This window comes from Leptolyngbya sp. O-77, assembly GCF_001548395.1.
Classification (GTDB): domain Bacteria; phylum Cyanobacteriota; class Cyanobacteriia; order Elainellales; family Elainellaceae; genus Thermoleptolyngbya.
Genome location: NZ_AP017367.1, coordinates 4,120,132 through 4,145,458, shown reverse-complemented (window position 1 = coordinate 4,145,458; position 25,327 = coordinate 4,120,132). Strand labels below are relative to the sequence as shown.

At 55.1% G+C, this 25,327-nt stretch carries 20 protein-coding genes; 12 read left to right on the top strand and 8 right to left on the bottom strand.

Going from position 1 to position 25,327, the window contains the following annotated elements:
- Positions 1–6: 6 nt before the first annotated feature.
- Both clpP and tig read right to left on the bottom strand, forming a co-directional pair.
- A complete protein-coding gene (clpP, locus tag O77CONTIG1_RS17555) occupies positions 7–627 on the bottom strand; it encodes an ATP-dependent Clp endopeptidase proteolytic subunit ClpP (RefSeq protein WP_197673223.1) in 621 nt (206 codons plus the stop codon).
- Between the two features lie 740 nt (positions 628–1,367).
- Positions 1,368–3,032, bottom strand: a complete 1,665-nt coding sequence (gene tig, locus O77CONTIG1_RS17550; RefSeq protein ID WP_084782804.1) for a trigger factor — start codon at positions 3,030–3,032, stop codon at positions 1,368–1,370.
- 356 nt (positions 3,033–3,388) lie between these two features.
- Here tig and O77CONTIG1_RS17545 point away from each other — a divergent pair, with 356 nt between their 5' ends.
- The 3 genes from O77CONTIG1_RS17545 to O77CONTIG1_RS17535 all read left to right on the top strand — a co-directional run bounded on the left by O77CONTIG1_RS17545 (position 3,389) and on the right by O77CONTIG1_RS17535 (position 7,968).
- Positions 3,389–4,447 (top strand): aspartate-semialdehyde dehydrogenase, encoded by a 1,059-nt coding sequence (locus O77CONTIG1_RS17545; RefSeq protein ID WP_197673222.1) that lies wholly within the window; start codon positions 3,389–3,391, stop codon positions 4,445–4,447.
- Positions 4,448–4,479: 32 nt separating this feature from the next.
- Positions 4,480–5,373 (top strand): 4-hydroxy-tetrahydrodipicolinate synthase, encoded by an 894-nt coding sequence (dapA, locus tag O77CONTIG1_RS17540; RefSeq protein ID WP_068513174.1) that lies wholly within the window; start codon positions 4,480–4,482, stop codon positions 5,371–5,373.
- 831 nt (positions 5,374–6,204) lie between these two features.
- On the top strand, positions 6,205–7,968 hold the full coding sequence (locus O77CONTIG1_RS17535) for a ribonuclease J (protein WP_068513171.1): 1,764 nt from the start codon (positions 6,205–6,207) through the stop codon (positions 7,966–7,968).
- A 154-nt stretch (positions 7,969–8,122) separates the two neighbouring features.
- Here the strand turns inward: O77CONTIG1_RS17535 and O77CONTIG1_RS24815 are convergent, their stop codons facing one another.
- Positions 8,123–8,269 carry a hypothetical protein gene (locus O77CONTIG1_RS24815; protein ID WP_156435426.1) on the bottom strand — a complete coding sequence of 49 codons (147 nt, stop codon included), beginning with the start codon at positions 8,267–8,269 and terminating at the stop codon, positions 8,123–8,125.
- 144 nt (positions 8,270–8,413) lie between these two features.
- Positions 8,414–11,086, bottom strand: a complete 2,673-nt coding sequence (locus tag O77CONTIG1_RS17530; protein WP_084782803.1) for a M1 family metallopeptidase — start codon at positions 11,084–11,086, stop codon at positions 8,414–8,416.
- Positions 11,087–12,025: 939 nt separating this feature from the next.
- Between O77CONTIG1_RS17530 and O77CONTIG1_RS17520 the strand changes: the two genes are divergently transcribed.
- Positions 12,026–14,233 carry a CHASE2 domain-containing protein gene (locus tag O77CONTIG1_RS17520; RefSeq protein WP_068513166.1) on the top strand — a complete coding sequence of 736 codons (2,208 nt, stop codon included), beginning with the start codon at positions 12,026–12,028 and terminating at the stop codon, positions 14,231–14,233.
- A 12-nt stretch (positions 14,234–14,245) separates the two neighbouring features.
- Here the strand turns inward: O77CONTIG1_RS17520 and O77CONTIG1_RS17515 are convergent, their stop codons facing one another.
- Complete coding sequence (locus O77CONTIG1_RS17515; RefSeq protein WP_068513163.1) at positions 14,246–15,547, bottom strand: FAD-binding oxidoreductase; 1,302 nt, start codon at positions 15,545–15,547, stop codon at positions 14,246–14,248.
- A 196-nt stretch (positions 15,548–15,743) separates the two neighbouring features.
- Between O77CONTIG1_RS17515 and O77CONTIG1_RS17510 the strand changes: the two genes are divergently transcribed.
- A complete protein-coding gene (locus O77CONTIG1_RS17510) occupies positions 15,744–16,304 on the top strand; it encodes a hypothetical protein (protein WP_068513160.1) in 561 nt (186 codons plus the stop codon).
- Between the two features lie 86 nt (positions 16,305–16,390).
- On the top strand, positions 16,391–16,609 hold the full coding sequence (locus O77CONTIG1_RS24810; protein WP_156435424.1) for a hypothetical protein: 219 nt from the start codon (positions 16,391–16,393) through the stop codon (positions 16,607–16,609).
- 70 nt (positions 16,610–16,679) lie between these two features.
- On the opposite strand, the gene O77CONTIG1_RS17505 is transcribed toward O77CONTIG1_RS24810, so the two are convergent.
- The gene (locus O77CONTIG1_RS17505) at positions 16,680–17,348 is read right to left on the bottom strand and encodes a response regulator transcription factor (RefSeq protein ID WP_068513157.1); all 669 of its coding nucleotides are present in this window, start codon (positions 17,346–17,348) and stop codon (positions 16,680–16,682) included.
- A 632-nt stretch (positions 17,349–17,980) separates the two neighbouring features.
- Here O77CONTIG1_RS17505 and O77CONTIG1_RS17500 point away from each other — a divergent pair.
- Positions 17,981–19,399, top strand: a complete 1,419-nt coding sequence (locus O77CONTIG1_RS17500; RefSeq protein WP_068513154.1) for an NADP-dependent isocitrate dehydrogenase — start codon at positions 17,981–17,983, stop codon at positions 19,397–19,399.
- Positions 19,400–19,580: 181 nt separating this feature from the next.
- Here O77CONTIG1_RS17500 and O77CONTIG1_RS17495 read toward each other — a convergent pair whose 3' ends face one another.
- Positions 19,581–20,819: a hypothetical protein gene (locus tag O77CONTIG1_RS17495; protein ID WP_156435422.1), complete on the bottom strand. Its 1,239-nt coding sequence runs from the start codon at positions 20,817–20,819 to the stop codon at positions 19,581–19,583.
- Positions 20,820–21,452: 633 nt separating this feature from the next.
- Here O77CONTIG1_RS17495 and O77CONTIG1_RS17490 point away from each other — a divergent pair.
- Together O77CONTIG1_RS17490 and pth are read left to right on the top strand one after the other, a co-directional pair.
- Positions 21,453–21,776: a TatA/E family twin arginine-targeting protein translocase gene (locus O77CONTIG1_RS17490; protein ID WP_068513148.1), complete on the top strand. Its 324-nt coding sequence runs from the start codon at positions 21,453–21,455 to the stop codon at positions 21,774–21,776.
- 3 nt (positions 21,777–21,779) lie between these two features.
- A complete protein-coding gene (pth, locus tag O77CONTIG1_RS17485; protein WP_068513145.1) occupies positions 21,780–22,409 on the top strand; it encodes an aminoacyl-tRNA hydrolase in 630 nt (209 codons plus the stop codon).
- A gap of 104 nt (positions 22,410–22,513) precedes the next feature.
- Here pth and O77CONTIG1_RS17480 read toward each other — a convergent pair whose 3' ends face one another.
- Entirely contained in the window at positions 22,514–22,702 is a 189-nt protein-coding gene (locus O77CONTIG1_RS17480) for a hypothetical protein (RefSeq protein WP_068513140.1), read from the bottom strand.
- Between the two features lie 418 nt (positions 22,703–23,120).
- Between O77CONTIG1_RS17480 and def the strand changes: the two genes are divergently transcribed.
- Genes def through O77CONTIG1_RS17465 form a run of 3 tightly spaced genes read left to right on the top strand, consistent with a single transcriptional unit; the run spans position 23,121 to position 25,324 of the window.
- Positions 23,121–23,696, top strand: coding sequence for a peptide deformylase (def, locus tag O77CONTIG1_RS17475; protein WP_068513137.1), 576 nt, complete (start codon positions 23,121–23,123; stop codon positions 23,694–23,696).
- A gap of 48 nt (positions 23,697–23,744) precedes the next feature.
- Positions 23,745–23,942: a hypothetical protein gene (locus O77CONTIG1_RS17470; protein WP_410503471.1), complete on the top strand. Its 198-nt coding sequence runs from the start codon at positions 23,745–23,747 to the stop codon at positions 23,940–23,942.
- A complete protein-coding gene (locus tag O77CONTIG1_RS17465) occupies positions 23,939–25,324 on the top strand; it encodes a PrsW family glutamic-type intramembrane protease (protein WP_068513133.1) in 1,386 nt (461 codons plus the stop codon). Before O77CONTIG1_RS17470 ends, O77CONTIG1_RS17465 begins: the two co-directional genes overlap by 4 nt.
- The last annotated feature ends 3 nt before the right edge of the window (positions 25,325–25,327 follow it).

Sequence of the window (25,327 nt, the reverse complement as noted above, 5' to 3'; positions counted from 1 at the left end):
CGCCTCTTAATTCACTGCGGAGAGGGTCTCTCTGGCATCAGATATCCCTGGCCGAGAAACAACCTGATCAATTAACCCGTAGGCCTTCGCTTCTTCAGCAGACATAAAGAAGTCGCGCTCTGTGTCCGCTTCTATGCGTTCAAGAGGCTGCCCCGTATGCTGTGCCAATAACTCGTTCAGCGTTCGCTTATGATACAAAATTTCTCTTGCCTGAATCTCAATATCCACAGCTTGCCCCTGGGCACCTCCCAGCGGTTGGTGAATCATGATCCGGGAACTGGGCAGGGATAGACGCTTGCCCTTGGTGCCTCCCGACAGCAGAAACGCGCCCATGCTAGCGGCCAAACCGTAGCAAATCGTAACAACATCGGGGCGAATTTGCTTCATCGTGTCGTAGATGGCCATGCCTGCTGTGACTGAGCCACCCGGCGAGTTGATGTAAATTTGCACATCTTTTTCGGGATCTTCGGCATCTAGAAAAAGAAGCTGAGCAACTAGCAAATCTGCAACGTTGTCATCAATAGGAGTGCCCAAAAAAATGATTCGCTCTCGAAGCAGCCGGGAATAGAGGTCAAAAGCTCGTTCACCCCGACCAGACTGCTCAACCACCATCGGAATGGTGTTCATCACGTCAAGGGGGTGTGGGGACAGAGACGAAACAGCCCCAACGAGATTGCTGCTAGCATCGGATCTAGAAAAATGAGGCAGAACCATACAAAACCATTCAGCGACTTGAAAGAACTTTTGAATTCCAGAAGGTTAGGAAAGAATGAGCGTCTGAGGAGGCTTCTGCAAAGCGGGCTGAGTCAGGACGGGCGGGCTATGCGGTACAGGGTAGAGGTAAGAAGAGGCTGCTGAGCTTCTAATTCAGGGTAGCCAGCAAAGACGACGGTTGACCGCATAAAGCTGCTTGATCAGTGTTGTCCCGGAATCAGTCTACGGATAGTCGCTTCATCCATCAATTTCTCCTGTTGTCTCTGCTAACCGTTGCGTTTAGGTTCTAATGACCAGAGGCGTGCCGCCAAGGAACACTTACCCTGAGGCGCTATTCAAGAGTCAAATTCACCCAAGCTTTTGAGAAATTGAACTGAGAAATTGAACTCATAGATTTCAGCGATATCGCCCTTGCTAAACTCAACAAAAACACGCTAAACCTGGCAGCGAATAGATTGGGAGTACCATACCCGTCATTATGCCCTAAGTCGCAGGAGACGGGTAGGCAATCTCCAGAGGATCCATAGATTTAGGGGCGTTATGGATGGGGACTGTTACTTTCTGTAAAAGTGCCGAAATCCTCAAAACCGCATGAAGCTGAAACTCAACGGCGACTAAAGCGAGAAATCGACACAATGCTTAGTATTGCTCAATCAACCCTCATCTTTTTTGGACTTGGGAGTGCTGCGCTTGCGGGCAGCGGGCTTGGCGGCTGCTTCCTCCGTCACTTCAACCTCGGCGATCGCCTCTGATTTAGCACTTTCTGGGGATTCTGCTGCCGACTTGGCTGATTTTGAGCGAGTCGATTTGGCCGTCTTCTCGGCGGGTGTGGCGGGAGCATCAACTTCTGCCACGACTTCTACCGCTGCCTCTGTGCTAGCGGGTTCTTCTGCCAGGGCGGGTTCGGCTTTAGCGCCAACATCTACGGCATCCTCGGTGCTAGATAGAGTGGCTGTGTCGGTTGCGTCGTCTTGCGTGGGTTCCATTTCCACTGATTTTTCTTTCACCAGCGTTCCTTCGGGAACCAGTTCCACAGTGCAATTGGCTTCCAAAAACTCAAAGATTTTGTCGCGAATCAGGTCTTCCTCAATTACTTCCCGCAGGCGATTGCGGTCGATAGACTGCCCGTCCAGCTCCTTTAAGACTTCTTCAACTTTTGCTTCGACTTCAGCAGCGTCTACTGTGATGGACTCTTGCTTGGCTACCTCGCCCAGAGCCATCGTGCGCCGGAGACGGGCGATCGCCTCAGGGCGGGATCGCTGTCGCATCATGTTCACCACTTCGGGTGTAAACATTTGCTTAATGTCCATGCCCTGTTCGCTGAAGCGCATTGCGGTCTGGGTAATCATGTGATCCACCTCGCGGCGAATCAGGGTTTCTGGTAATTCAACCTCTAGATTGGCAACCAGCGCTTCGAGCAATGCTTCTTGTTTGTTTGCCTTGGTTTTGTCATTGGCCTCGTCCTGGAAGCGCTTTTCCAGCGACTCCCGCAGTTCCGCCAAGGTCTCAAACTCGCTGATGTCCTGCGCGAAATCGTCATCTAGTTCCGGCAGTTCCTTTTCTTTCAAGTCCTTCAGCGTCACTGTAAACACCGCAGGCTGGCCAGACAGTTCTGCCTGCGAATAGTCTTCAGGAAACGTCGTCTCGATTTCCTTGGTCTCTCCGACCGACATTCCGATGATGCCTTCCACAAATCCAGGAATGAAGCGTCCTTCAGACAGTTCTAATTCAAAATCGGTAGCGCTACCGCCTGGAATCTCCTTAGGCTCATCGCCCACAAGTTGACCTGTAAAGTCAATCACGGCGATGTCTTGCGCTTGAGCCGGACGACCTTCGACAGGCACTCGCGTTGCCGATCGCTCTCGATAGCGTTCAAGAACCTCGTCAACTTTTTCCGGTTTGTAGAGGATTTCTTCGGCTTGAGTCGTTAGCCCTTTGTAATTCTCTAGCTTTGCGGTTGGTGCAACGTCAATTGCCAGCGAAACCGTCAGCGGTTGACCCGGTTCATATTGCTCTACCAGGTCTTCGATGGGCGATCGCAGCTCAGCATTTCCCAACGCATCGATTTTCTCTTGCTCAATCACCTGACGAAGCGCATCTTCAATCAGCTCATCGATGGCAGTCGCCTTGATACTGCGGCTGCCATAGCGCTGCAAAACAACCTGACGCGGCACTTTCCCCTTGCGGAACCCAGGAATATTGGCATTGCGGATCAGCTGTTGCAGGGTCTTTTCGTAGGCCTGCAAAGTAGACTCGGAGGGAATTTCAATTTCTAGCCCAAGCCGACTGGCCGGGAGTTTTTCCTGGGTAACTTTCATTCGATAATTTCTCGCAGCGTTGTTCAGAGCAGCCCGTTCGGTATCGTCGCAATTAGCTATCGTAGCGGATTCTGTCTCAATCTGCATCTTGCTGTTGACACCCCCTTGACATTCACACCTGTCTCTCAGGTCATGCTGGAGTGCCTTGTCTTGAGCAAGCTGAAAAAGCAGATTAGGTTAATATGGTTGCTTTTCTTGCTGTGAATTGTCTTGAAATTCTATAAGCGTCTATCGCTAGGGCATTGGCTTAAGGCATACTCAACAGTGAATCTTCTAATTGCACGAACTGAAGTCATTGCACTCACTGAACCAGGTGCGCTTTTTGAGATGGTTTACACGACCGAAAACTGGAGGAAATGAGTTTGTCGCAATCCTATCGAGTTGCCATTTTGGGGGCGACAGGAGCCGTCGGAACAGAACTGCTGAGCCTGCTAGAGGAGCGCCGCTTTCCGCTGGCTGATTTGAAGCTGCTGGCATCTCCCCGCTCGGCTGGACAGCCGCTCACGTTTCAGGGAGAGCCTCTGATTGTAGAAGCGGTGGGCGATCGCGCGTTCGACAATATCGACATCGTGCTGGCCTCGGCCGGCGGCTCCACCTCCAAAGCTTGGGCAGATCGGATTGTGACTGCTGGCGCAGTGATGATCGACAACTCCAGCGCCTTTCGGATGCACCCAACGGTTCCCCTTGTGGTACCAGAGGTCAACCCCGGTGCTGCGGCCGAGCATTCTGGCATCATTGCCAATCCCAATTGCACGACCATCTTGATGAATGTGGCGGTCTACCCACTGCATCGTGTGCAGCCCGTCCAGCGCATCATAGCGGCGACCTACCAATCCGCCAGTGGAGCCGGAGCGCGGGCGATGGAAGAGGTGCGGCTTCAGAGCCAAGCCATTTTAGACGGCAAAGCGCCTGTGCCAGAAGTTTTGCCCTATCCGCTGGCGTTTAATCTGTTTCCTCACAACTCGCCCATGACCCAAAACGGGTACTGCGAGGAGGAAATGAAAATGGTAAACGAAACCCGCAAGATCTTTTCAGAGCCAGGGTTGCGGATTTCTGCGACCTGTGTGCGGGTGCCGGTCTTGCGGGCCCATTCCGAAGCAATCAACTTAGAGTTTGCCGCACCCTTCAGCTCCGATCAGGCACGAGAAATTCTATCCCAGGCTCCTGGCGTGAAGCTGGTGGAAGACTGGCAGGCAAACTATTTCCCGATGCCGATGGACGCAACTGGGCGAGATGAGGTGCTGGTCGGACGCATCCGTCAGGATATTTCCCATCCCAACGGGCTAGAACTCTGGATCTGTGGCGACCAGATCCGCAAAGGAGCGGCGCTCAATGCGGTGCAAATTGCCGAGTTGCTGATTGAGAAAAACTGGCTGCGTCCGGCGGAACGGGCGATCGCCACGCCACAGAGCTAGCATTTCTGAATCCTGGAGCTAGACACTCGATTATGACCATGTTTGGACGAGTCATTACGGCCATGGTGACACCCTTTACCTCGGATGACGAGGTAGACTATGCCGCCGCCGAAGCCCTGACTGATTACCTCGTCACCCACGGCAGCGATGGGCTGGTTGTGTGCGGCACCACGGGCGAATCGCCAACATTAAGCTGGGATGAAGAGTATCAACTGTTTCAAGTCGTGCAGAAAGCGGCGGCTGGACGCGCTAAGATATTAGCGGGAACCGGATCGAACTCTACCAAAGAGGCGATCGCCGCCACTCAGAAAGCTGAAAAGCTCGGTTTAGATGGGTCGCTCCAAGTCGTCCCGTACTACAACAAGCCGCCCCAGGAAGGGTTGTATCAGCACTTTCGGGCAATTGCCGAGGCCTGCCCCGATCTGGCAATCATGTTGTACAACATTCCGGGACGAACAGGGCAAAATCTCTCTGCTGAAACCATTGTTCGGCTTTCCGAACTGCCTAACGTGGTTGCAGTTAAGGAGGCAAGTGGTAATCTTGACCAAGTGAGCCAGATTCGGCGCTCTACCCCGATGTCCTTCGGTATTTACGCTGGCGATGATTCTCTAACATTGCCTATGCTGTCGATAGGGGGGCAGGGTGTGGTCAGCGTTGCTAGCCATTTAGTGGGTCTGAGTCTCCAAGAGATGATTCAATCCTACGAGCAAGGGCAGGTTCAGCACGCAATCCAGCTCCATCTCAAACTCTTTCCACTGTTTAAGGCGCTGTTTGTGACTACAAACCCAATTCCGATCAAGGCTGCACTCAGGCTCCAGGGTTGGAAAGTTGGCGATGCTCGGTTACCATTGGCGGATGACCTAGAGGCAACGGAGTTTTTGCTGAGCCAGGTGATGTCAGACTTGCATCTAGTTCCAAAAGCATAACCATTGCGAGAAGTGGGTTGTAGGCGAGTGATAGTCGAGACAGTTGATAGTAGCGAATTGGCATTGCCCGACTAATCGCAGATTCTTATTACAGGGCGGCACCTAGGCAAAGGGTTTAAGGACGAATTTAGGCTTAAGTGGAGATGTGGGGCTAGGAAACTGGGACAGAGCTTGCAGCAGGATTCTGCCATTGATTGATAGTCCGATTACCCCTTGCAACCGCACCTAGTCAGCCTTGACTTGTGGGCGATCGCCCAAGCCATTTTCCTCAGATTTCTTGAAAACTGAATATCAATTAGCTAAGAGCTTTACAGTCTCACAAGCTGAGGATTGTCCCACGCCTCTAACATCAGGCTATAGCTGCTGAAATTAATGTCTTTCAGGAGAAGCCCCAACAAGGCTCTCTATTGATAGCTTGCAGGCTTATTAGGTGCCCCCACTAGTGCCTTTTACCATCTCTTTTACCATCTCAAATTAGATTTTCTCGCTTCAGCTATTCAGGTTAAAGATTAAGTCAAGAAACCGCATTGAAACGATCATTAAAAGCTACTTTGATAAAAGCTCCAGTCGAAAAAGAAAATGCCCCTAGCCTTGAAATGTTCCAATCTTTTCGATATTTCTACCCACCTTTTTGCTCTTCTTGAGAAAGGCTAAAGCGCCCGTTCAGTGACGTGCGATCGCCCAAGCGCAGCCTCACTTTTGGTTTCAGAAAATCTCAGAACTTAAGGAATCCATCAAAAAAGGGACACACCAAAGACAAATACATTGACTGCTGCCGCTCTTTCTTCAACTTTTCAAAGTTTCAAATCCAAATCTAGATCAAGGACCTACATGAGTCAAAACGACCAAAACTCCGCCCTCAAAATTATTCCTTTGGGAGGGCTTCATGAAATTGGTAAAAACACCTGTGTGTTTGAGTATGCCGATGAAATTGTGCTGCTAGATGCGGGTCTAGCGTTTCCCACAGACGGGATGCACGGCGTAAATATCGTGCTACCTGACACCACGTACCTGCGCGAAAATCGCCAGAAAATCAAGGGCATGATTGTCACGCATGGACACGAAGATCACATCGGCGGCATTCCCTTTCATCTCAAGCAGTTTGACATTCCGGTAATGTACGGGCCACGTCTGGCAATGGCGCTGCTAGAAGACAAGCTGGAAGAAGCAGGGGTTGCCGATCGCACGGAACTACGCACCGTTCGCCCCCGTGAAATGGTGCGGATTGGCAAATATTTCCTGGTAGAGTATATCCGCAATACCCACTCCATTGCGGATAGTTTCAGCGTGGCAATCCACACCCCCTTGGGCGTTGTGATTCATACCGGAGACTTCAAATTTGATCATACGCCTGTGGATGGCGAATACTTCGATATTCAGCGTCTTGCAGAGCATGGCGAGAAGGGTGTCCTGTGCCTAATTAGCGACTCGACCAACTCAGAGGTACCCGGACACACGCCATCTGAGCGCTCCGTTTTTCCCAATCTCGATCGCCACTTTAGTCAGGCAAAGGGACGGCTGATTGTCACCACCTTTGCTTCGTCGGTGCATCGGGTTAACATGATTTTGGAACTGGCGAAAAAACATGGGCGCGTCGTGTCGGTGTTGGGGCGTTCGATGCTCAACGTCATTGCCCACGCCCGAAAACTGGGCTACATCCAGTGCGAGGACGATTTGTTTGTGCCGCTCAATATGGCCAACAAAATGCCCGATGAGAACGTGCTGATTTTGAGTACGGGGTCCCAGGGTGAACCGATGGCTGCGATGACCCGGATTGCTAATCGGGAGCACAAGCAGATCCAGATCCGAAAAGGGGATACGGTGATCTTTTCGGCGAACCCGATTCCTGGCAACACCATCGCTGTCGTCAACACGATCGACAAGCTGATGATGCAGGGGGCAAACGTGATTTATGGCCGTGACAAGGGCATCCACGTTTCGGGACACGGCGCACAGGAAGACCAGAAGCTCATGCTGGCGCTGACCCGACCGAAATTCTTCCTGCCCGTTCATGGCGAACATCGAATGCTCGTCAAGCACGCGGAAACCGCCCAGAGCATGGGCATTCCCGCCGAGAATATGGTGATTATTGACAATGGGGACGTGGTGGAACTGACCCAGGACAGCATTCGAGTAGCGGGTAAAGTGCCGTCGGGAATTGAACTGGTGGATTCTTCACGCTCTGGTGTGGTGCATCAGCGCGTGCTGAAGGAGCGGCAGCAGCTTGCGGAAGATGGCGTGGTGACCATCGCCGCGACGATTGGCTGGAATGGCGAGCTGGTGTCTGTGCCTGCAATCCACTTGCGGGGGGTAGTGACCTCCGTCGAGAAATCTCGACTGGAGCGCTCTGTGGTGCAAACCTTAGAAACCGTGCTGAGCGATCGCTGGAAAGAAGTAACGCACAACTTTGGCGATGGCGAAATTGACGTGGACTGGACGAAGCTACAGGCGACGCTGGAAGCCGAACTGCGCCGACAGTTGCGCCGCGAGTTTCAACGGAGTCCGCTACTGGTGTTTTTGATGCAAACGCCAATTAAGCCCGTTTCTGTGTCCAACGGCACTCGCCGGCTAGAGGCAGAAAAGGTGGCTTCTTAGACGACAAGCGATTAGACGGCGGATCAGTTCGTCAGATAAAGCAAGACGAAGAGGGACGCAGCCTATCACCTATCAACTGTGTCCCTCTTTTGCTTGACAGAGATCAACCCCAGTGACTTAGGCAGATGCGCTTAACTCAAAAATCTTGAGCGCTCTAGCCAGTGGGCTTAACGACGATCCAGCGACCCGTCTGTGGATCGCGGTAGGTTGTGAACGGGTTGGTTTTCAGGCTTTTTGGGCGATCGCCCGACGGATCGATCAGCGTAGCGGGCTGTGCAAACGGTGGGTTCTGGTTCTCCATAACGACGCACCCCAGAAGGCTTATTTAGGTGGGACTCTTAACCTAGATAAACGCCATTATAGGCAGCCCACTTTGCAGATGGAAGCAGGGGAAAACCCCATACTTTTGAAATTCCGGACAGTGGCTTCAGAGTGAAAACCGAGACTATCCCTTCGCCGCCTTTGCCTCCAAACTTTCCAAACGGCTCTTGAGCGTTTGATTGTCCTTCTTGAGCTGATCCAGCTCTTGTTGAAGTTTCTTTACAGCCTGATCCTGACCCGCATTTTTCATCACCCGCTGCACGGCTTCTTCGGCAATACGGCGGACGCGACCATCGGGGGTGCGGTCTGCCAGCGATTGCAGCACTGTGGCGGCGCGGGTGGTTTGCATTTGCCCCAGGGCCATGACTACGGACACCTGAGTCAAGAAGAAGGACTCGTCCGAGAGTTCCCCCAGCCGATCGAGAATACGCTCGACTTGGGGCTTTTCTTGCCCAAGGGATACCTGCCCCAGCGCCCGAATTGCGGCCAGTCGGAGCGCCTGGGGTGTGCCCATCGCCGTGTAGTCCAAAATTAGCTCCAGCGCCGCTGTCGATTCTTTCAGCTTGCTCAAGCCGCCGATTGCCCCACTGCGAACCGTTTCGTTCCACCCGGCACGGGTGTCCAGCACCTCTCGAAACAGTTTGATTACCTTTTCTTCTTTGGACTTGCCGTTGAGCGGGCTGGCAGCCACCGTGCCGAGCGATCGCAGCGCTGCGGCCTCTACGTAGTAGCTGGGGTCGCCCCTCTCGGCTACGGTTTTAATTGCCTTATAGCTCTCCTGGGTTTTTATCTGGGCTAACGCTTCGACGACCGACCGTCGCACTCGCGCATCGGCATCCTTTAGCCCTTCTAGCAGTGCCTCTAGCGATTGATCCAGCTTGATTGAAGCCAGTTCTGCGGCCACCTCTGCCCGCACGCCCCAAAACGGATCGTGCGCCAAGGCGTGACCCAGGGCTTTCACGGCTTCCAGATTGCCTTTTTTGGCAAGGGCGATCGCCGCATAGATCCGAGAAACCGGGTCAGGATCATGCTTCAACTGCGCCTTTAGCTCTGCCACGCCATAGTCCAGCGTCACCTCTTTCAAAACGTGGTTGCCGACATCAAAGCTGACGAACTGCGGCTTTTCGTCGAGCGGAAAATAGAAGGACTGTTCCCGCTCATGAATCCGCACGGTGAAGGTTTTGAGCGTCGCCAAGGGTTTGGCCGCCTTGTCCTTACCTTTGTCCTCTTCCTCTTTGGCATAGCCAAAGCCAATGGGGATTTTTAGGTCAAACAAGTCGCTCTTGAGATCGGTGTCGCCGTCGGTTGCCTGGGTTTGCACCACCGTTACCTTTGCCAGCTTGCTGTCGCTATCCCAGCTATAGGACACCTTATAATTGGGATGTCCGCCGCGATAGACATATTGATCGAACAAAAATTGCAAATTGCGCCCGGTCGCCTTCTCGATTGCCCGCAGCAGGTCAACCGTTTCCACAGTCTTGTGGGCATTGTCGTTGACAAAGGTGCGAACTGCATCGAAGAATTCTTCATCCCCCAACTCCCGACGGATCATGTGATATACACAGGAGCCTTTTTCATAAAGATGGCGATCGTATAGCTCGATCGCCTCCCGATAAACGTGGGTCACAATCGGACGACGATAGCGGCCGCTGTCTTCAGAAATGTAGCTGCGGGCTTCGTTCAGCCGGTAATAGGCGGCATCGTCGGCGGTGTATTCATGCTCCGTCCACAGCACTTCGGAATAGGAGGCCATGCCCTCTTTGATCCAGGCGTGGCTCCAGTGCTTAATCACCACCAAATCGCCAAACCACTGGTGCGCCAGTTCGTGAGCCACGAGCGCCTCGGTGCTGCGGTTGTCGATGGCGGCGCGTTCGTCGATCAGGCAGCGGTCGGTGAGCAGCGTGGTGGATGTATTTTCCATGCCGCCAAAGATAAAGTCATCAACGCAGACCTGGGCATATTTGGGAAAGGGGTAGGCATAGCCAAAGGTCTGGCTAAAGAACTCGATCATCTGGGGCGTTTTGCCCATGCTGCGGCGGGCATCGTCCTCCCGACCTTTTTCGACGTAATAGGTGACGGGTTTGCCGTGCCACTCGTCGCGCAGCTCGGCAAAGTCGCCCACCGCCAGCGTCATCAGATAGGTGGGATGCACCTCTTTTTGGAACCAGTGGTAAATTTTGCTGTCTCCGTCTTCAATCGTCTCCAGCAGTTCGCCGTTGGAAATTGCCAACAGGTGTTTTGGTACACGCACGCGGATTTCGCTGGTGGCGAGTTGCCCCGGATAGTCGAAACAGGGAAACCAGAAGCGTGAGTCTTCATCTTCGCCCTGAGTCCATACCTGCACAGGCTTTTGGGGGTAGTGCTGGTCGGGTGCGATGAAGTAAAGTCCGCGCTGGGGGTGGTCGTTGCTGTAGGTGATTTCTAGTGTGATGGGCTTGCCGGAGCGAGTGGGGTCTTTGAGGGAGACTTGGAGTTGTTCGCCATCGTAATCAAAGTGCAGCTTGTGCTTGCCTGCTTTGACGGAATGAATGTCTAGCTTGACCGCATCCAGCGCCAGCCGCTCAATGCCGTTTCGCACTGGGTTGAGCCGAATGGCGCAGGTGCCGCCATAGCGTTGGTGGGCGAGATCGAGATCCAGATCTAGCGCAATATGCTCGACCTGTCCAGGGCGATCGGGGTTGTAGTGGGGTCGGGCACCGGGCAACTCGAAAGAGCGGTAGCCATTATTATCTAGGGCGGTGGCGTAGACAGATTGGTAGACAGACTGATGGATCGTGCGGCGAAAGGACTGAGACATGCAATCAACCTGGAAAATGCAACGACGAGGGTGTGAGGGAATCGGGTCTGGGTAAGGACGAGGCAAATTTGAGGCAAATTCGGGGCAAATTTAATTCGAGACAGACTATCAGGATGGCATCTGACGTGGCAATAGGAGGAAGCAATGGGAGGAACAGAAGCGCTTGCGATCGGGCGCATCCCAGTTCTGCAAGTTTGCCCTCATCCCCCAGCCCCTTCTCCCAAAACGGGAGAAGGGGAGCCGGATTGGAAGTCCCTCTGCCGCTTTGGGATAGGACTTTAGAGTGAGGGTTACAAAAGTTGGATGCACCCCTTGCGATCGCCCCACCTGGCATCCCCCTGCTGACGCTCTGCTGAGGCTCTGCACCCCTTCTGCTGAAGCTCTGCCAGACCTTTGCCAACAAGACGAGCGATCGCAGCTTGGAAGGCAAGTCTAGAAGCTCAAATCTGAAAAACAGATCAGGGAAACCCATTGGCAAGGCAGATTGGGGAGGCAAATCCCGCAAGGCAGCCCTACGCACAGATTACGCACAGATTACGCACAGATTACGCACAGATTACGCACAGATTACGCACAGATGAAGTCCGTATGGGTTGATACGGAGGTCAGCGAAAGCCATTGGCACAGATTGGCGGCAGGCAGTGTCCGTAGTTTCCACGCCCTTGCCTAACCCGAAATGTCTTCAGGCTCGTCCGGTCTATTGCTTAGATTAGCGCGGGAAACCAGTGATGAGATCGTTTCGTAGCCAAAGAGTATAGCTGTTGATTTGTCAAGGGGGCGATCGCCCTTCATTGATCCTTCACATTTTTCTGCGAATGCTGACAAATTTTTTACCAAAATTCTGGCAATTTCCAGGGGATCGCAGGGCACTTTAAAGTCTGGAATGGTGCATCCCCCGCAATCAGCCTGCATTCTGCCCCATCTGCTGATCTAAGTGCAATGTTGCTGCGTCAAGCAAACCGTCTGAAGTCAAAATCGTTGTCTAACCTCCAGCGGGGCAGCCATCGGCTGTGGCGAGAGCGGCGTATCTGGCTGACGGCGATCGCCGTGGCAGGTGGCGTGCTGGGGCTGCGCTGGCTGGGTGGGCTGCAATTTTTGGAACTGGCAGCGCTGGATCGCGCCTTTCGCCTGCGTCCAGCCGATCCCGTGGATGAGCGCATCGTCATCGTTGGCATCAGCGATACCGATATCCAAAACCTGCGTGACTGGCCCATTTCCGATCGGGTCATGGCCAATCTGCTGCGGCAAATTCAGTCTTACCAGCCCCGCGCCATTGGACTGGACATCTACCGCGAATTTTCGGTTGGCGAAGGCGGCGACGAACTCAAGGCAGTGTTTCGCACCACGCCAAATCTCATCGGCATTGAGAAAATCGCTGACTCGACGAGTCCGGGTGTAGAGCCGCCCAAACTGCTAAAGCAAGCGGGGCAAGTAGGGTTTAACAATGTCGTAACCGATATCGACAACCGGGTGCGGCGGGTGATTTTGTATTGGGGCGTGAACGGTGAACTGCGCCGCAGCTTTGCGCTGAAGCTGGCGCTACTGTATCTGCAAGACTGGGGCATCAGCACCCAGCCCGCGCCCGACAACCCTGCCGAGGTGCAACTGGGGCAGTCGGTGTTGCGACGGCTGGGGCGCAACGATGGCGGCTATGTGCGGGCCGACGATGGGGGCTATCAAATTCTGGCGAATACGCGCAGCTCTAGCTACCGCACGGTGTCGCTGACTGAAGTGCTAAACGGCAAGGTCGATCCGGCGCTGATGCGCGATCGCATCGTGCTGATTGGCTCCACCGCCGAAAGCCTGAATGATTTCTTTTTTAACTCCTATAGCCGGGAAATGAACGGCACCGTGCAGCGCATTCCTGGAGTAGCGCTCCATGCTAACTTCGTCAGCCAACTGTTGGATGCAGCGCTAAAGGGGCGATCGCCCTTACAGGTTTGGATCTCCCCATTGGAATGGATCTGGATTTTGGGCTGGTCGCTGATGGGTGCAGGGATGAGCTGGCGATTTCGCCACCCCGCCAAGCTGGCCCTTTCCTTCCTGGGTGCCAGCAGCCTTTTATTGGGCAGTTGCTACCTCGCATTTCTTCAGGGCTGGTGGATTCCGCTGGTGCCGCCCCTGCTGGCGCTGGTGGGGTCTGGCAGTGTGATGACCAGCTACATTGCCTACCTCAAAGAGGAACTGAAAAAATCTAAAGAGTTTCTCAGTTCTGTTATCCACACGATTCCCGACCCGGTGTTTGTCAAAGATCGCCAAGGGCGGTGGATTGTGCTAAATGAGGCCTTCTGCCGCTTTGTGGGCTATCCGCTTGAAACGCTGCTCGACAAAACCGACCACGACATTTTCCCGCCTCACCAGGCCAATTTCCTGCGGCAGCACGATGAGCGGGTATTTGAAACGGGCATCGACAGCGAGAGCGAGGAGGAATTTACCAGCGCTGACGGGGCGCATTATCTGACGGCGACGAAGCGATCGCTCCACAAAGACGCTGCGGGCAATACCTTCCTGGTGGGCGTGATTCGAGACATCACCCAGCGCAAGCAGATGGAAGAAGAACTGCGCCGCACCGCTGCGGAATTGGTGCGCTCTAACGCCGAGCTAAAGCAGGCGCAATATCACCTGCAACATCTGGCTTACCACGATAGCCTGACAGGATTGCCCAATCGCCAACTACTGTGCGATCGCCTCTTGCAATCACTCCTTTGGGCCCAAGAACATGACCAGCTTGTGGCAGTTCTGTTCCTGGATCTGGACGGCTTCAAGCACATCAACGATACCTACGGCCACGCAATGGGCAATTTGCTGCTCAAAGCCGTGGCTCAGCGCCTCTCGCGCTGCCTGCGAAATAGCGACACCGTAGCCCGGTTTGGCGGCGACGAATTTGTGGTGCTGCTACCGGCCATTCCCAATATGCAAGACGTGACCCGCGTTGCCGAAAAGATTCTCGATACGCTATCCCAAAGCTTTGCGCTAGAAGGCGAGTCAATTCTAGTCACCACGAGCATCGGCATCAGCCTCTACCCCACCCACGGCGACGACCCCGAAACCCTGCTCAAGCAAGCAGACCTGGCCATGTATCAGGCTAAGCAGGCTGGCAAGCGGCAGTATGCGCTGCCTGTAGAGGTGGAGAAGAGAGCGTCGTAAGGTTGTGAGAAATCAAATACCGCCGACAAACCGCCCCGGACTCAGCAGCCTGTCTGGATCGAACTGCTGCTTAATGCCGCGCATCAGTTCAAGGGCATTGCCAGGATAGCCCCACCCGTCGATCTGCTGTTTCAGGTCAACGGGGGCGGACAGGAGGGAGAGGAAGCCACCCTGGGCTTCGCAGAGACGGCGCAGATCAAGCAGGTGGCTGGTGCTGGGCGGGTCAGCGAACCGCAGCAGCCCCAGTCCGCTGCCTGCGTAAATCGTGCCGTAGGACAGCGAGGGAAACTGGTCGGCAATTTTTTCCAGGGTTGCGGCGGCCTGATTGGGCAAGACTCCAATTTTGCAGGTAAGGGAAGGAGCGGTCTCCCACAGAGCTTGCAATGTTTGCCACAAGGATGCCTCAGCAGCGTCGGTGTAGGTGGACTCGATGAGAGCGGCGGCCTGGGCAAACTGGCGGAACTGGGTGGCCTGGGCATCTAGCGAAACGGCAAGACCCTGAAACTGCACGACCAGTCCCAGCCCGGTGTGACCCAGGTGCTGCATCGTGACTGGGGCAACCAGTTCCACCGCAACTGGGGTAAGCGCTGAGGAGAGGAGTGCCTGGGTGACGCGGGCGATCGCCTCTCGTTCTCCGGTCAACACCAGCGTTTTCGAGGCTTCGGGCAAGGGATAGACGCGAAAGGTGACTTCTGTAAGGATGCCCAGCGTGCCCCAGGAACCGGTAAACAGCTTCATCAGGTCATAGCCCGCCACGTTTTTGACCACGCGCCCGCCCGCCCTAGCGATTTCGCCATCCGCCCGCACAAAGGTTATGCCAATCAGTAAATCTCGCACGCCGCCGTAGCGATGGCGCAGGGAGCCGCTGTCGGCAGTAGCGATGATGCCGCCGAGGGTGGCTGCGTCGCTGTAGGACGGGTTGAGTGGCAAAAACTGATTTTGCTGCGCCAGGTGCGCCTGCAAGTCGGACAGCCGCATTCCGGCCTGCGCGGTGACGGTGAGATCTCCGGCGGCGTGGTCGATGAGCTGGCTCATCCGGGCCGTGCTGATGCCGACCTGTATGCTGTCTGATACGCCGCCCCAGTGCAGCTTGGTGCCCGCGCCGAAGGGGAGCGATCGCCCTTTTTGCGCGTGCAATGCTTTCACCACAGCGGCAAGCTGGGCGGGCGAATCTGGCTCCACAATGCATTCGGGTATGCCACCAGGGGCGATCGCCTGAGACAGTTGCGCCTTCAGTGCTGGCGCGACCGTTTCCCAAACCGAGAGTTGCTCAGCGCCGACCAGAGATTGGAGACTGGGGACAAATTTGCTCATAAAATCCAGGTAACAGATCCAGGAAATGCTTCATGATCAGGCCATGCAAACGACCCGCTGACCATCCTCCCATGAGGGGTCGTTTTTGCAGCGTTGGTTTTTTAGGGCAAGTCTAACCCCGCTCCTTTTCTTATGAATTGCGTCTACAGGTTTGTCATCCAGGACTGAGAGCGTAATTCTGACGATGACTCGTGCCATGACTCATGATGTTGCCAGCCCAGTGACTCAGCCGCCCCTGCTCAAAGATGAGATTCAGCAAGCTTTTATTATTGCGTATCGGGAAGAGACTGAGCTGCTAGAGCAAGCGCTGGCCAATGAAGGCTGGCAGGTCAAGCTATTTCGCAATGAACGATCGCCCGATACCCATTCCTACGCCGCCATCTATTGCTGCATGATGAACCACCGTCGGGCGTGGGTGCAGGCAGCAGCGGAACCCCACCCGACCTTGATTGTGGAAGCAGATTTTGTGCCCGTGGTTGGGATGTCGTCTCTGCCGCTGCCGATGGATCTGTCTCAGCCCTCCACCGGACTCTGCTGGCTTTACACCTGCGCGGCACAGATCTATAGCCTCAGTCCTGACGGCTTTGCCGAGGGATTTTCGACCTCGCTGGTGGCCTACGTCGTCACGCCTGCTGCCGCCCGCTGCCTTTGTGGCCTGGCTGACTGGGTGCACAAGCATCACGGCACGGGCTATTTCAATTTCGACTCTGAGGTGGATAAATACCTGCGATCGCACGGCTTCAAAAAACTACATTAGCTTTTCGCAACTACGGCGAAACACGGCGGTATCCCCCCAACCCAGAGCATCGCCAGCACGGTATCAGCGGCATCCACCGCGCCGATGTGCTGGCGGGCCCCCTGGCCTTTCGCCCCCTCTACGCGAGAACCGGACACCTCTGGCGATCGCGCTATTTTGGGATTCGCCTCAAGGCCCGCCTCAAAGGGATTGGGCGACTCCTACTGGGACGCTTCCCTCCGACCCCAAGATTTTTCCGCAAAGCCAGTACTCCCAGGCGAATGCTGCAATGGGCGATCGCCCGTCAAATCGTGTTACGGCTGTGAGCAAGACGTGATTCAGGAATGAGGCGATAGAGCAACTGGCTTTGCAGGATGGCTCTCAGGACTAACTCCATCACTCTTCTGCGGACTCCGGCGGCTGATACCCCCGCTCGTAGGCATAGCGGATGAGCTGCGAACGGTTTTCTAGCTCCAGCTTGCTGAGAATATTGCTGAGATGAGTTTGCACCGTGCGCGGGCTGACAAAGAGGCGCTCGCCAATTTGCTTGTTGGTATAGCCCTGGATCACTTCGGCAAACACCTTTTCCTCCGCTGGCGTGAGGGGAAGGGGGGTCGGCGTGGCAGGGCGATCGCCCCCCGCAGCGCTAACACTGACCGACTGCTGCATCAGCCGCACAATTTCGGAGTGAATCCGGCGCGATCGCTCCAGTTGCGCCTCAATCTTTGCGACTAGCTCCTTCGGCTCAAAGGGTTTTGCCAGATAGTCGTCTGCGCCCATCTGGTGACCCTGCACCCGGTCGTCCACTTCCTTGCGGCTAGAGAGAAAGATAAAAGGAACAAGTTGACCCGTGCGGCTGGCCCGCAAGCGGCGGCAAAACTCTAGCCCGTCCATTTCTGGCATTAGCACATCCGACACCACCAGATCGGGCGGATGCTGCTCAAACAAGGTCAACCCTTCCAGCCCAGAACGGGCTTCCTGCACCAAGTAGCCCTGATTTTGCAGGTATCGGGTGAGCGCTGTCCGCAACGTTACGTCGTCATCTACGATCAAAATGCGTTTCATGTCATCTACCCAGTTCCAACCCTGCCAACAGCATCACAAGTTCCTTTTGCGTATCTTTTGCGGAGATCTACGTGTATTGAGAGATTTATATCCAGATTTATATCCAAAATCTATCGAGCGATCATAGCGGCTGCCATTTGCATGGGGACAGGGGCGATCGCACTCCCCAGCCGCCGAACCAACCTGCGGATCCTTCCTAGGCAATCCCGTCCAACGGAGTAAACCTTAGGCAAAAAGTTCATGCAACTCAGCTCTCTAAGTTTTTTCAAACCAGGGAGCATTCAGCAAAATTATCAGATAAATCTGACAAAACAGCGACATCGCCCAAAGACAGCTCCAAAAACCTCCTCATCTTTAGGATTTTTTTGCTTTTTTGCGGTTGCCCCATCGTTGATTGTCTCAGATGAACAGTTCCACCGATTCATCTTTGAGAAATTGAGCAATTGCAAGTTTGAGATATCATGCCCCTGGCTCAAAAAAACTGGCACGCTGCCTCAAGGAAGCACTCTCCCAAGGAGACTTTGGAGAAACTCATCCCAAAGCTGCTCACATCTGAGCGTTCTGGCTCTTCTTTCCTCTACTAAACTATCCAAGAATCGTCGATTTATCACCTAGGAGTCGCCAACGATACTATGTATGAAAAAATTATTCCCCCAACCGAGGGTTCACGCATCACCTTTGAAAACGGCGAACCAACCGTACCCGACAACCCTATCATTCCCTTCATCCGAGGCGACGGCACAGGCGTAGACATTTGGCCCGCGGCTCAGAAGGTGTTTGATGCGGCCGTGGCAAAAGCCTATAGCGGGCAGCGCCAGATCGTCTGGTTCAAGGTGTATGCAGGCGACGAAGCTTGCGAACTCTACGGCACGTATCAATACCTGCCAGAAGACACGCTGACGGCGATTCGAGACTATGGCGTGGCCATCAAGGGCCCGCTGACGACACCCGTCGGCGGCGGTATTCGTTCGCTAAACGTCGCCCTGCGGCAAATTTTTGACCTGTATGCCTGCATTCGCCCCTGCAAATATTACGCAGGAACACCCTCGCCCCACAAAACGCCCGAAAAGCTAGATGTGGTTATCTATCGGGAGAATACCGAAGATATCTATCTCGGCATTGAGTGGAAACAGGGCAGTGAAGGGGGCGATCGCCTTATCAAGATCCTCAATGAAGACCTGATTCCCGCCACTCCCGAACACGGCAAAAAACGCATCCCCCTGGATTCGGGCATTGGCATCAAACCCATCAGCAAAACGGGTTCCCAGCGACTCGTGCGCCGCGCTATTCGCCACGCCCTGCGCCTGCCCAAAAATAAGCAGATGGTGACGCTGGTTCACAAGGGCAACATCATGAAATACACCGAAGGCGCATTCCGCGACTGGGGCTATGAACTGGCGACCAGCGAGTTTCGGGCCGAGTGCATTACAGAACGCGAATCCTGGATTTTGGGCAATAAGGAGAAAAATCCCGACCTCAGCATCGAAGACAACGCCCGCATGATCGATCCGGGCTATGACGCGCTGACGGCGGAGAAAAAAGCGCAAATCTGCGACGAGGTACAATCCGTCCTCGATGCCATCTGGGACACCCACGGCAGCGGCCAGTGGAAAGACAAAATTATGGTCAACGACCGCATCGCCGACAGCATCTTTCAGCAAATCCAGACGCGCCCCGATGAATATTCCATCCTGGCGACGATGAACCTGAACGGCGACTATCTCTCTGACGCGGCAGCGGCTGTCGTTGGCGGGCTGGGCATGGGCCCCGGCGCAAACATTGGCGACTCTGCTGCCATCTTCGAGGCGACCCACGGCACTGCGCCCAAGCACGCAGGGCTAGACCGCATCAACCCCGGCTCCGTCATCCTCTCCGGCGTAATGATGCTGGAGTATATGGGCTGGCAGGAAGCGGCCGACCTGATTAAGCAAGGCATCGGCGGCGCGATTTCGGCCGGCGAAGTCACTTACGACCTGGCCCGACTGATGGAGCCACCTGTCGAACCGCTAAAGTGTTCTGAGTTTGCCGATGCGATTATCCGTCATTTCTAACAGCATTCATGAGCGTGTTTTCATGACTGCTTTGCTAGGGACTGCCGACTGATGCAGCGAAATGGTGTGTCGCTGTCCGTTTGCTGCACGCCATTTCTAAGCTGCTTGATAGATCTTGATAGATAAGGTTAAACAGCGTCGATAATCTGGAAGCCTTGCAGAACACTGCTAAAACCGGCGCTTACGGATTCGAGAACGTGTTGAATTCGCCATTTCGGGGACGAGGCGGAGCCGAGAACGGAGCCGCCTCAATCGTGGTGGGCTGAGCAGACTGCGTGGGAGCCGTGTAGAAGTCGCGCCCGTCAAACTGGGGTTGTGGCGAAACCGCAGAGTTGCCGCCTGGGAAGCCTGCTGCGCCCGCCCCTGAAATCCCTGAGCCTGAAATGGAGGAATCAGGCATGGGCAAACCGGACGGAAGGGACGCAGGCGCACCCATCGGTTGACCCAATGTGCCCGTCGGCAGGGGCTGAACCCCTAATGGCGGCAGGTAGCCCGTGCTGCCCGGTGGCGGCGAGGTGCGGGGCAGATAGGGGCCCGGTAGCGTGGGCGTAGAAAAGGCAGGAGTGAGGGAGGGTTGGCTCAGAGGTTGGGCGGGTTCTCCAGGAATAGGTTGCAGGACAGAACCGCTGGGAACTGCGCTGGGAACTCTGGGGAGAGTGCCAGATGAACCTGCTGGAGACGGCTCGACCGTAGAAGGTGGGCTGCTGGAGCCTGCCTGGCGCTGGAGCGCCGATTCCAGCGGGCTAACGGGGAGAACTGGCTGCGATGGTGTAGAGCCGGGAATAGGGCTGCTCACTGTACCCACTGTACCTACTGTGCCAGCAGGGGCGATCGCCGGACTAGGCAATATAGGACTGGCCGTAATAGGACTGGTCGTGGGCGCAACAGTGATTGTGTTCAGGATTGGGTCTGGCTTGGCTGAACCGCTGGACGAGCGGCTGGCTGTGGGGGCAGGGTTCAGCAACAGAAGGTCTGTGGGGGCGATCGCCGACGATGCAGGCAGACTAGAGGAGGAACCTGCTTGGCTCGGCGACTTGAGCGCATCGGGCAGGCTGCTGGGAGAAACGAGCGGCTCCTCTAGCACTAGAGGCGCTCCCGTTGGAAATCGACGCGCTCCCAGCACGGGCAGGTTGTCAATGTCGATTTGAGCGCGATCGCCCAGGGATCGACCTTGCCCCGTTGAGTTTGACTCAAAGAGACCCGGCGGCAGGGCACTGTCTCCAGACGAGTCAGCACCGAGTTCTAGCGGGCGATCGCCCAACCAATCTGTCAACAGCGCAGGACGTTGCCAATAGGCCCAAGCCAACGCCAGCGCCAGCACCGGCACTGCTGCCGACAGCCAAACCCTGGGGCGCAGGAGCAAGCGTATTCGGCTACGAGAGTAGCGATGGGTTCGAGAAAACCGAATGGGCGAAGGCATAACCCAAAAGACAATAAAAACGGCGATGAGAAATGGCTCAATTTAAGGGTGTTAATGGTGGGCTTTAACGGAGGCTGATGTTCCCACAAGTCGGAAGCTTAAAATTCTGAAGATAAAAATATGCCAGCAGATTGTCCGATCGGTGTGACATCACATAGGCTAGAGAACCAAGTAGGCTAGAGAACCAAGTAGGCTAGAGAACCAAGCAAAACCACCCGTAAAAGTCATAAAAGACCCTCCGATTCTATCAACGCCCCCCAAAACCGCCATAAACTTAACCGGAGCTTTGTAGTTCCTTCACATAAGGCATCCTGAAAATCATTTCCTTAAAAAATTTACGGGTTTTGCAAAGAATCGGTGAATTGTGACCCGTGCCCAGTCATTTCAGAATGCCTATGGGAAGAAGGCAGCACTTTCTGGAAGCGCTATTCTTAAAAGGCGTGAACATATATCCTTAGTATCTGTAGGAAGTATTCGTAGGATCTGTAGACATTGCGGCAGTCTCTAAAGTCAGACGAAAGTCAAGTGTTTGAAGCCGTCTGATTGCTGCCATACAAAGGCGCAACGTGGCTATCTAAAGGCTGTCTACAGGCTATCTAAGGCATCCAGCGCTGACCGACAGGAGAAACGGCTGTGAACATCTTTGGAATTGGTCTGCCAGAAATGGCGGTAATTATGATTCTGGCACTGCTGATCTTTGGCCCGAAAAAACTGCCAGAGATTGGGCGCAGCTTGGGCAAGGCGATCAAGGGCTTTCAGGATGCGTCTCGCGAGTTTCAGGAAGAGTTTAAGAAAGAAGCAGAGCAAATCGAGAAAACCATCAGCCAACCGATGGAAGCCAAGCTAGAGCCGCCCGCACAAAAGGTTCTCTCGGCAACTGAGGCAGTGGAGCCGACGGATGCTGAAGTGATCACGCCCGTCGAAGAAGATGCCGCCAGCCCCTCCCAACCCGGCTAGACGATGGGGGAGTCTCGTGATGTGGCGATCGCCCCTACGCCTCAGCTCATTGTGGGTCTGGGCAATCCGGGCGCTAAGTATGACCGCACCCGGCACAACGTCGGATTTATGCTGGTGGACGAGCTAGCCCGCTCTTGGCAGATCGACCTGGCAGACCACAAAAAATTTCAGGGCATTTTTGGGGAAGGCCTTGGCCCGCACCGCGACAAGATTCGCCTGCTCAAGCCCCAGACCTACATGAACCTGTCGGGGCAGTCAATTCGTGCGGTGGTGGATTGGTACAAGCTCTCGCCTGAGTCGGTGCTGGTGGTATATGACGATATGGATCTGCCGCTGGGCCGCCTTCGCCTGCGGCTATCGGGTTCCGCAGGCGGACACAACGGCATGAAGTCCACCATTTCGCACCTGGGCACGCAGAATTTTCCGCGCCTCCGCATCGGCATTGGCAAGCCCAAAACCGTCGCCCCCGCAGACCAAGACACGGTTTCTCATGTGTTAGGACAGTTTTCTAAATCGGAAACAGCGGTTCTGAACGAAGTGCTGCGGCTGTGCGAAGAGGCGATCGCCCTTAGCCTTAAGCAAAGCACGGAAAAAGCCATGAGCCTTTATAACAACCGGGTTGCGGGTAGCTAGCGTTGAGGACAGCAGAGATCAGGGGAGGGGACTAGATGCAAGACGCTCACGCAAAACGCTCACGCAAGACGCGCTACGTCCCGCAACCTGACCTCTGCATTCCGCTATGAGTAGGCGCGGTGGGCCAGCCATTTTTCCACGTCAGCTTGAGACTCTAGGGAAGCTGCTTCGCCAGAAATCGGGTCATAGACGTGCCACTGCACCTTTTGGGTGGTGCGATCGCAGTCTTGCCAGACGCGGGGTTGGAGCGAGGCGAGGGATTCAGCGCTGGGCGCAGTCCATTTAATGTTCATGAAACAGCAGTCCTTCGGAAATCAAAAACGGATTATGAAATCAAGATGCAGCGTGGGTGAAGGGGCAGCGTTGCGTCTGGACAGGCGCAGGTTGCACCCGCAATGGGCAAAGAACCCAACCAAAGCAAAAACTACCCCGTTGGCAAATCACCCTTAGGGAAGAGGCGATCGCCCCATAGGTGCTAGCCAACTAATTTCACTGAGAAAATAATACTGTGTCCTTAGATACAAAACAATGCTTTTGGGGAAAATCACCCAGGGAGGTTCACCCAGACGGTGGTGTGCCTGTGGTTTGACTGGTCGATTCAGCTTGCGTCTGTCAACCATGCTCGTTATCCGTGCCGTTCAACGACTCGCACAGGGGGTCTAATATAGAGAAAGATAAACTTATGCCGATGCCGCCTCGTCATTCTCTGCCATGCCTTCTCAAACCACCTCGTCTATTTTTGTCGAAAAGAAAAAGCTGTCGAAGCCGCCGCTGGAGCTACACTACCTGGGCGATCGCGTGCTGAGGCAGCCTGCCAAGCGCATTCCCAAAGTGGACGACGAGGTGCGCCAACTGGCGCGGCAAATGCTGCAAACCATGTACAGCGAAGACGGCATTGGGCTGGCGGCTCCCCAAGTCGGGGTTCACAAGCAGCTCATTGTGATTGACATTCACCTGGATGAACCCAAGACCCCGCCCCTGGTGCTAATCAACCCCAGCATTACGCGCCAGAGCAGCAAAACCTGCGTGATTCAGGAGGGCTGTCTGAGCATTCCGGGTGTATTTCTGGACGTGACGCGCCCAGAAGAGATTGAGGTGTTTTACAAAGACGAGATGGGCCGCCCGCAAAAGCTGGTAGCAAATGATCTATTGGCGCGGGTCATTTTGCACGAAATGGATCACCTGAATGGCGTGATGTTTGTAGACCGGGTGGACAACGCCCTGGCGCTGAACCAAGAGCTAAGCAAGAATGGCTTTTCGGTGCAGGCTGTGAAGCCTATTGCCTGAGTCCTTTTTCGATTGACTGCTGCAACCGTCCGCCCATCCCTCCGCCCTATGATGACTCCCAAAAGCGGCCTGTTTCTGGCAGGCTCCTGCATTGCGGCGATCGCCGCCATCGGCTCTATCTTTGAGCTAACCTCCCAAACGCCCCAACTGGGGACAGCGCCCACGGGCATCATTCTGGCGCTTAGCATTCCTCTAACGGTGCTGCTGTTTTTGGCAGCCGTGCGTGATGCCCGAGCGAACCAGTGACGGACTTTGGGCCCCAGGTCGCCTATCTGCGGCTATGTGCCCCGACGGGCGCAGCCCAGGCAGATGTGGTGTATCCTCTCCCGCTGACGCGAGAGGTGCGGCTGGGGCGCGATCCAGACTGCCAAATTGTGGTCGATTCGGCGGCCTACAGCGGCGTTTCCCGGTTTCATGCCTGTATCGAAGCCACGCCCGATCGCGTGGGCTGGCAACTCCGCGACCTGGAAAGTACGAACGGGACTTACCTGAATGGACGACTGCTGTATCGGGTAGAGCGGCTGCGGGCGGGCGATCGCCTCTCCTTGGGCCAGCGCGGGCCGCAGTTTGTGTTTGAGCTGCGCCCGGTTCAGTCGGCGGATGATGCTTCGATCACCGATGCCCGCCTAATTCCCACCGTGTCGAGCGATTTGCAGGCAGAGGCCAATTTGCTAGACCCGTCGGAAGATGCAGGGCTTGCCGATGAAGGCATCACCGTCAGCCAGTTGTTTCCTATTCTTTCCACTGGAACCGATCTGCTCCAGCGGGCTTACCTGGTGCCAGGAATCATCACCATCAGCTTTGTGGTGCTGCTGTTTATTGCAGTAGGCAATCCCCCCGTGTTTAATGTCACGCTGGCGACCTATCTGGCGATCGCCGCCTATTACGTGGTCTATCAGTTTTGCGGCAAGCCCAAGCCCTTGTGGTGGCTGCTGGGGGCGGCGCTGATGATGGTGGTGCTGCTGCTCAGCCCGGTGCTGAACCTGTTTATTTATGTGTTCCAAGACCTACTGCCCGGAGACATTCCCACTCAGTTTTCTGGCAACCTGCTGGTGCTGCTGGGGCAGATGTTTATCGGGGCGGGGCTGATGGAGGAACTGCTGAAGGCGATTCCAGTGTTGGTGGCCTGCGCGGTGGGGCTGGCGCTGCGATCGCCCTGGCGAGAGCGACTGGGCGTGTGGGAGCCGCTGGACGGTATCCTGCTGGGCACTGCTTCGGCCGTCGGCTTCACGCTGCTGGAAACGCTTGGACAATACGTGCCCAGTGTGATTCAGAACGTGAACATGCAGGGAGGAATCGGGCTGGGGGAAGTATCGGGGCTGCAAATTTTAATTGCCCGCGTGCTGGGGTCGATCGCCGGACACATCGCCTATAGCGGTTATTTGGGCTATTTCATCGGCCTCAGCATGTTGAAGCCGGCCCACCGCTGGCGGACTCTAGGAACGGGCTACCTGACGGCTTCTGCGCTGCACACGCTCTGGAACGTCTGCGGCATTTTGAATTTGTCGGCGCTGGCCATCGTCGGCAGCATGTCCTATGCGTTTCTGATGGCAGCCATTCTCAAAGCCCGCAAACTCTCGCCCACGCGCCATGAGAACTTTGCCACGCAACTGAGGCGGCGGGGGTAGGAG

What these genes read in the sequence shown, in the direction of transcription:
- clpP (WP_197673223.1), bottom strand. Translation starts at nt 627, where the DNA reads ATGAACACCATTCCGATGGTGGTTGAGCAGTCTGGTCGGGGTGAACGA.
- tig (WP_084782804.1), bottom strand. Translation starts at nt 3,032, where the DNA reads ATGAAAGTTACCCAGGAAAAACTCCCGGCCAGTCGGCTTGGGCTAGAA.
- O77CONTIG1_RS17545 (WP_197673222.1), top strand. Translation starts at nt 3,389, where the DNA reads ATGAGTTTGTCGCAATCCTATCGAGTTGCCATTTTGGGGGCGACAGGA.
- dapA (WP_068513174.1), top strand. Translation starts at nt 4,480, where the DNA reads ATGACCATGTTTGGACGAGTCATTACGGCCATGGTGACACCCTTTACC.
- O77CONTIG1_RS17535 (WP_068513171.1), top strand. Translation starts at nt 6,205, where the DNA reads ATGAGTCAAAACGACCAAAACTCCGCCCTCAAAATTATTCCTTTGGGA.
- O77CONTIG1_RS24815 (WP_156435426.1), bottom strand. Translation starts at nt 8,269, where the DNA reads ATGGAGAACCAGAACCCACCGTTTGCACAGCCCGCTACGCTGATCGAT.
- O77CONTIG1_RS17530 (WP_084782803.1), bottom strand. Translation starts at nt 11,086, where the DNA reads ATGTCTCAGTCCTTTCGCCGCACGATCCATCAGTCTGTCTACCAATCT.
- O77CONTIG1_RS17520 (WP_068513166.1), top strand. Translation starts at nt 12,026, where the DNA reads ATGTTGCTGCGTCAAGCAAACCGTCTGAAGTCAAAATCGTTGTCTAAC.
- O77CONTIG1_RS17515 (WP_068513163.1), bottom strand. Translation starts at nt 15,547, where the DNA reads ATGAGCAAATTTGTCCCCAGTCTCCAATCTCTGGTCGGCGCTGAGCAA.
- O77CONTIG1_RS17510 (WP_068513160.1), top strand. Translation starts at nt 15,744, where the DNA reads ATGACTCATGATGTTGCCAGCCCAGTGACTCAGCCGCCCCTGCTCAAA.
- O77CONTIG1_RS17505 (WP_068513157.1), bottom strand. Translation starts at nt 17,348, where the DNA reads ATGAAACGCATTTTGATCGTAGATGACGACGTAACGTTGCGGACAGCG.
- O77CONTIG1_RS17500 (WP_068513154.1), top strand. Translation starts at nt 17,981, where the DNA reads ATGTATGAAAAAATTATTCCCCCAACCGAGGGTTCACGCATCACCTTT.
- O77CONTIG1_RS17495 (WP_156435422.1), bottom strand. Translation starts at nt 20,819, where the DNA reads ATGCCTTCGCCCATTCGGTTTTCTCGAACCCATCGCTACTCTCGTAGC.
- pth (WP_068513145.1), top strand. Translation starts at nt 21,780, where the DNA reads ATGGGGGAGTCTCGTGATGTGGCGATCGCCCCTACGCCTCAGCTCATT.
- O77CONTIG1_RS17480 (WP_068513140.1), bottom strand. Translation starts at nt 22,702, where the DNA reads ATGAACATTAAATGGACTGCGCCCAGCGCTGAATCCCTCGCCTCGCTC.
- def (WP_068513137.1), top strand. Translation starts at nt 23,121, where the DNA reads ATGCCTTCTCAAACCACCTCGTCTATTTTTGTCGAAAAGAAAAAGCTG.
- O77CONTIG1_RS17470 (WP_410503471.1), top strand. Translation starts at nt 23,745, where the DNA reads ATGATGACTCCCAAAAGCGGCCTGTTTCTGGCAGGCTCCTGCATTGCG.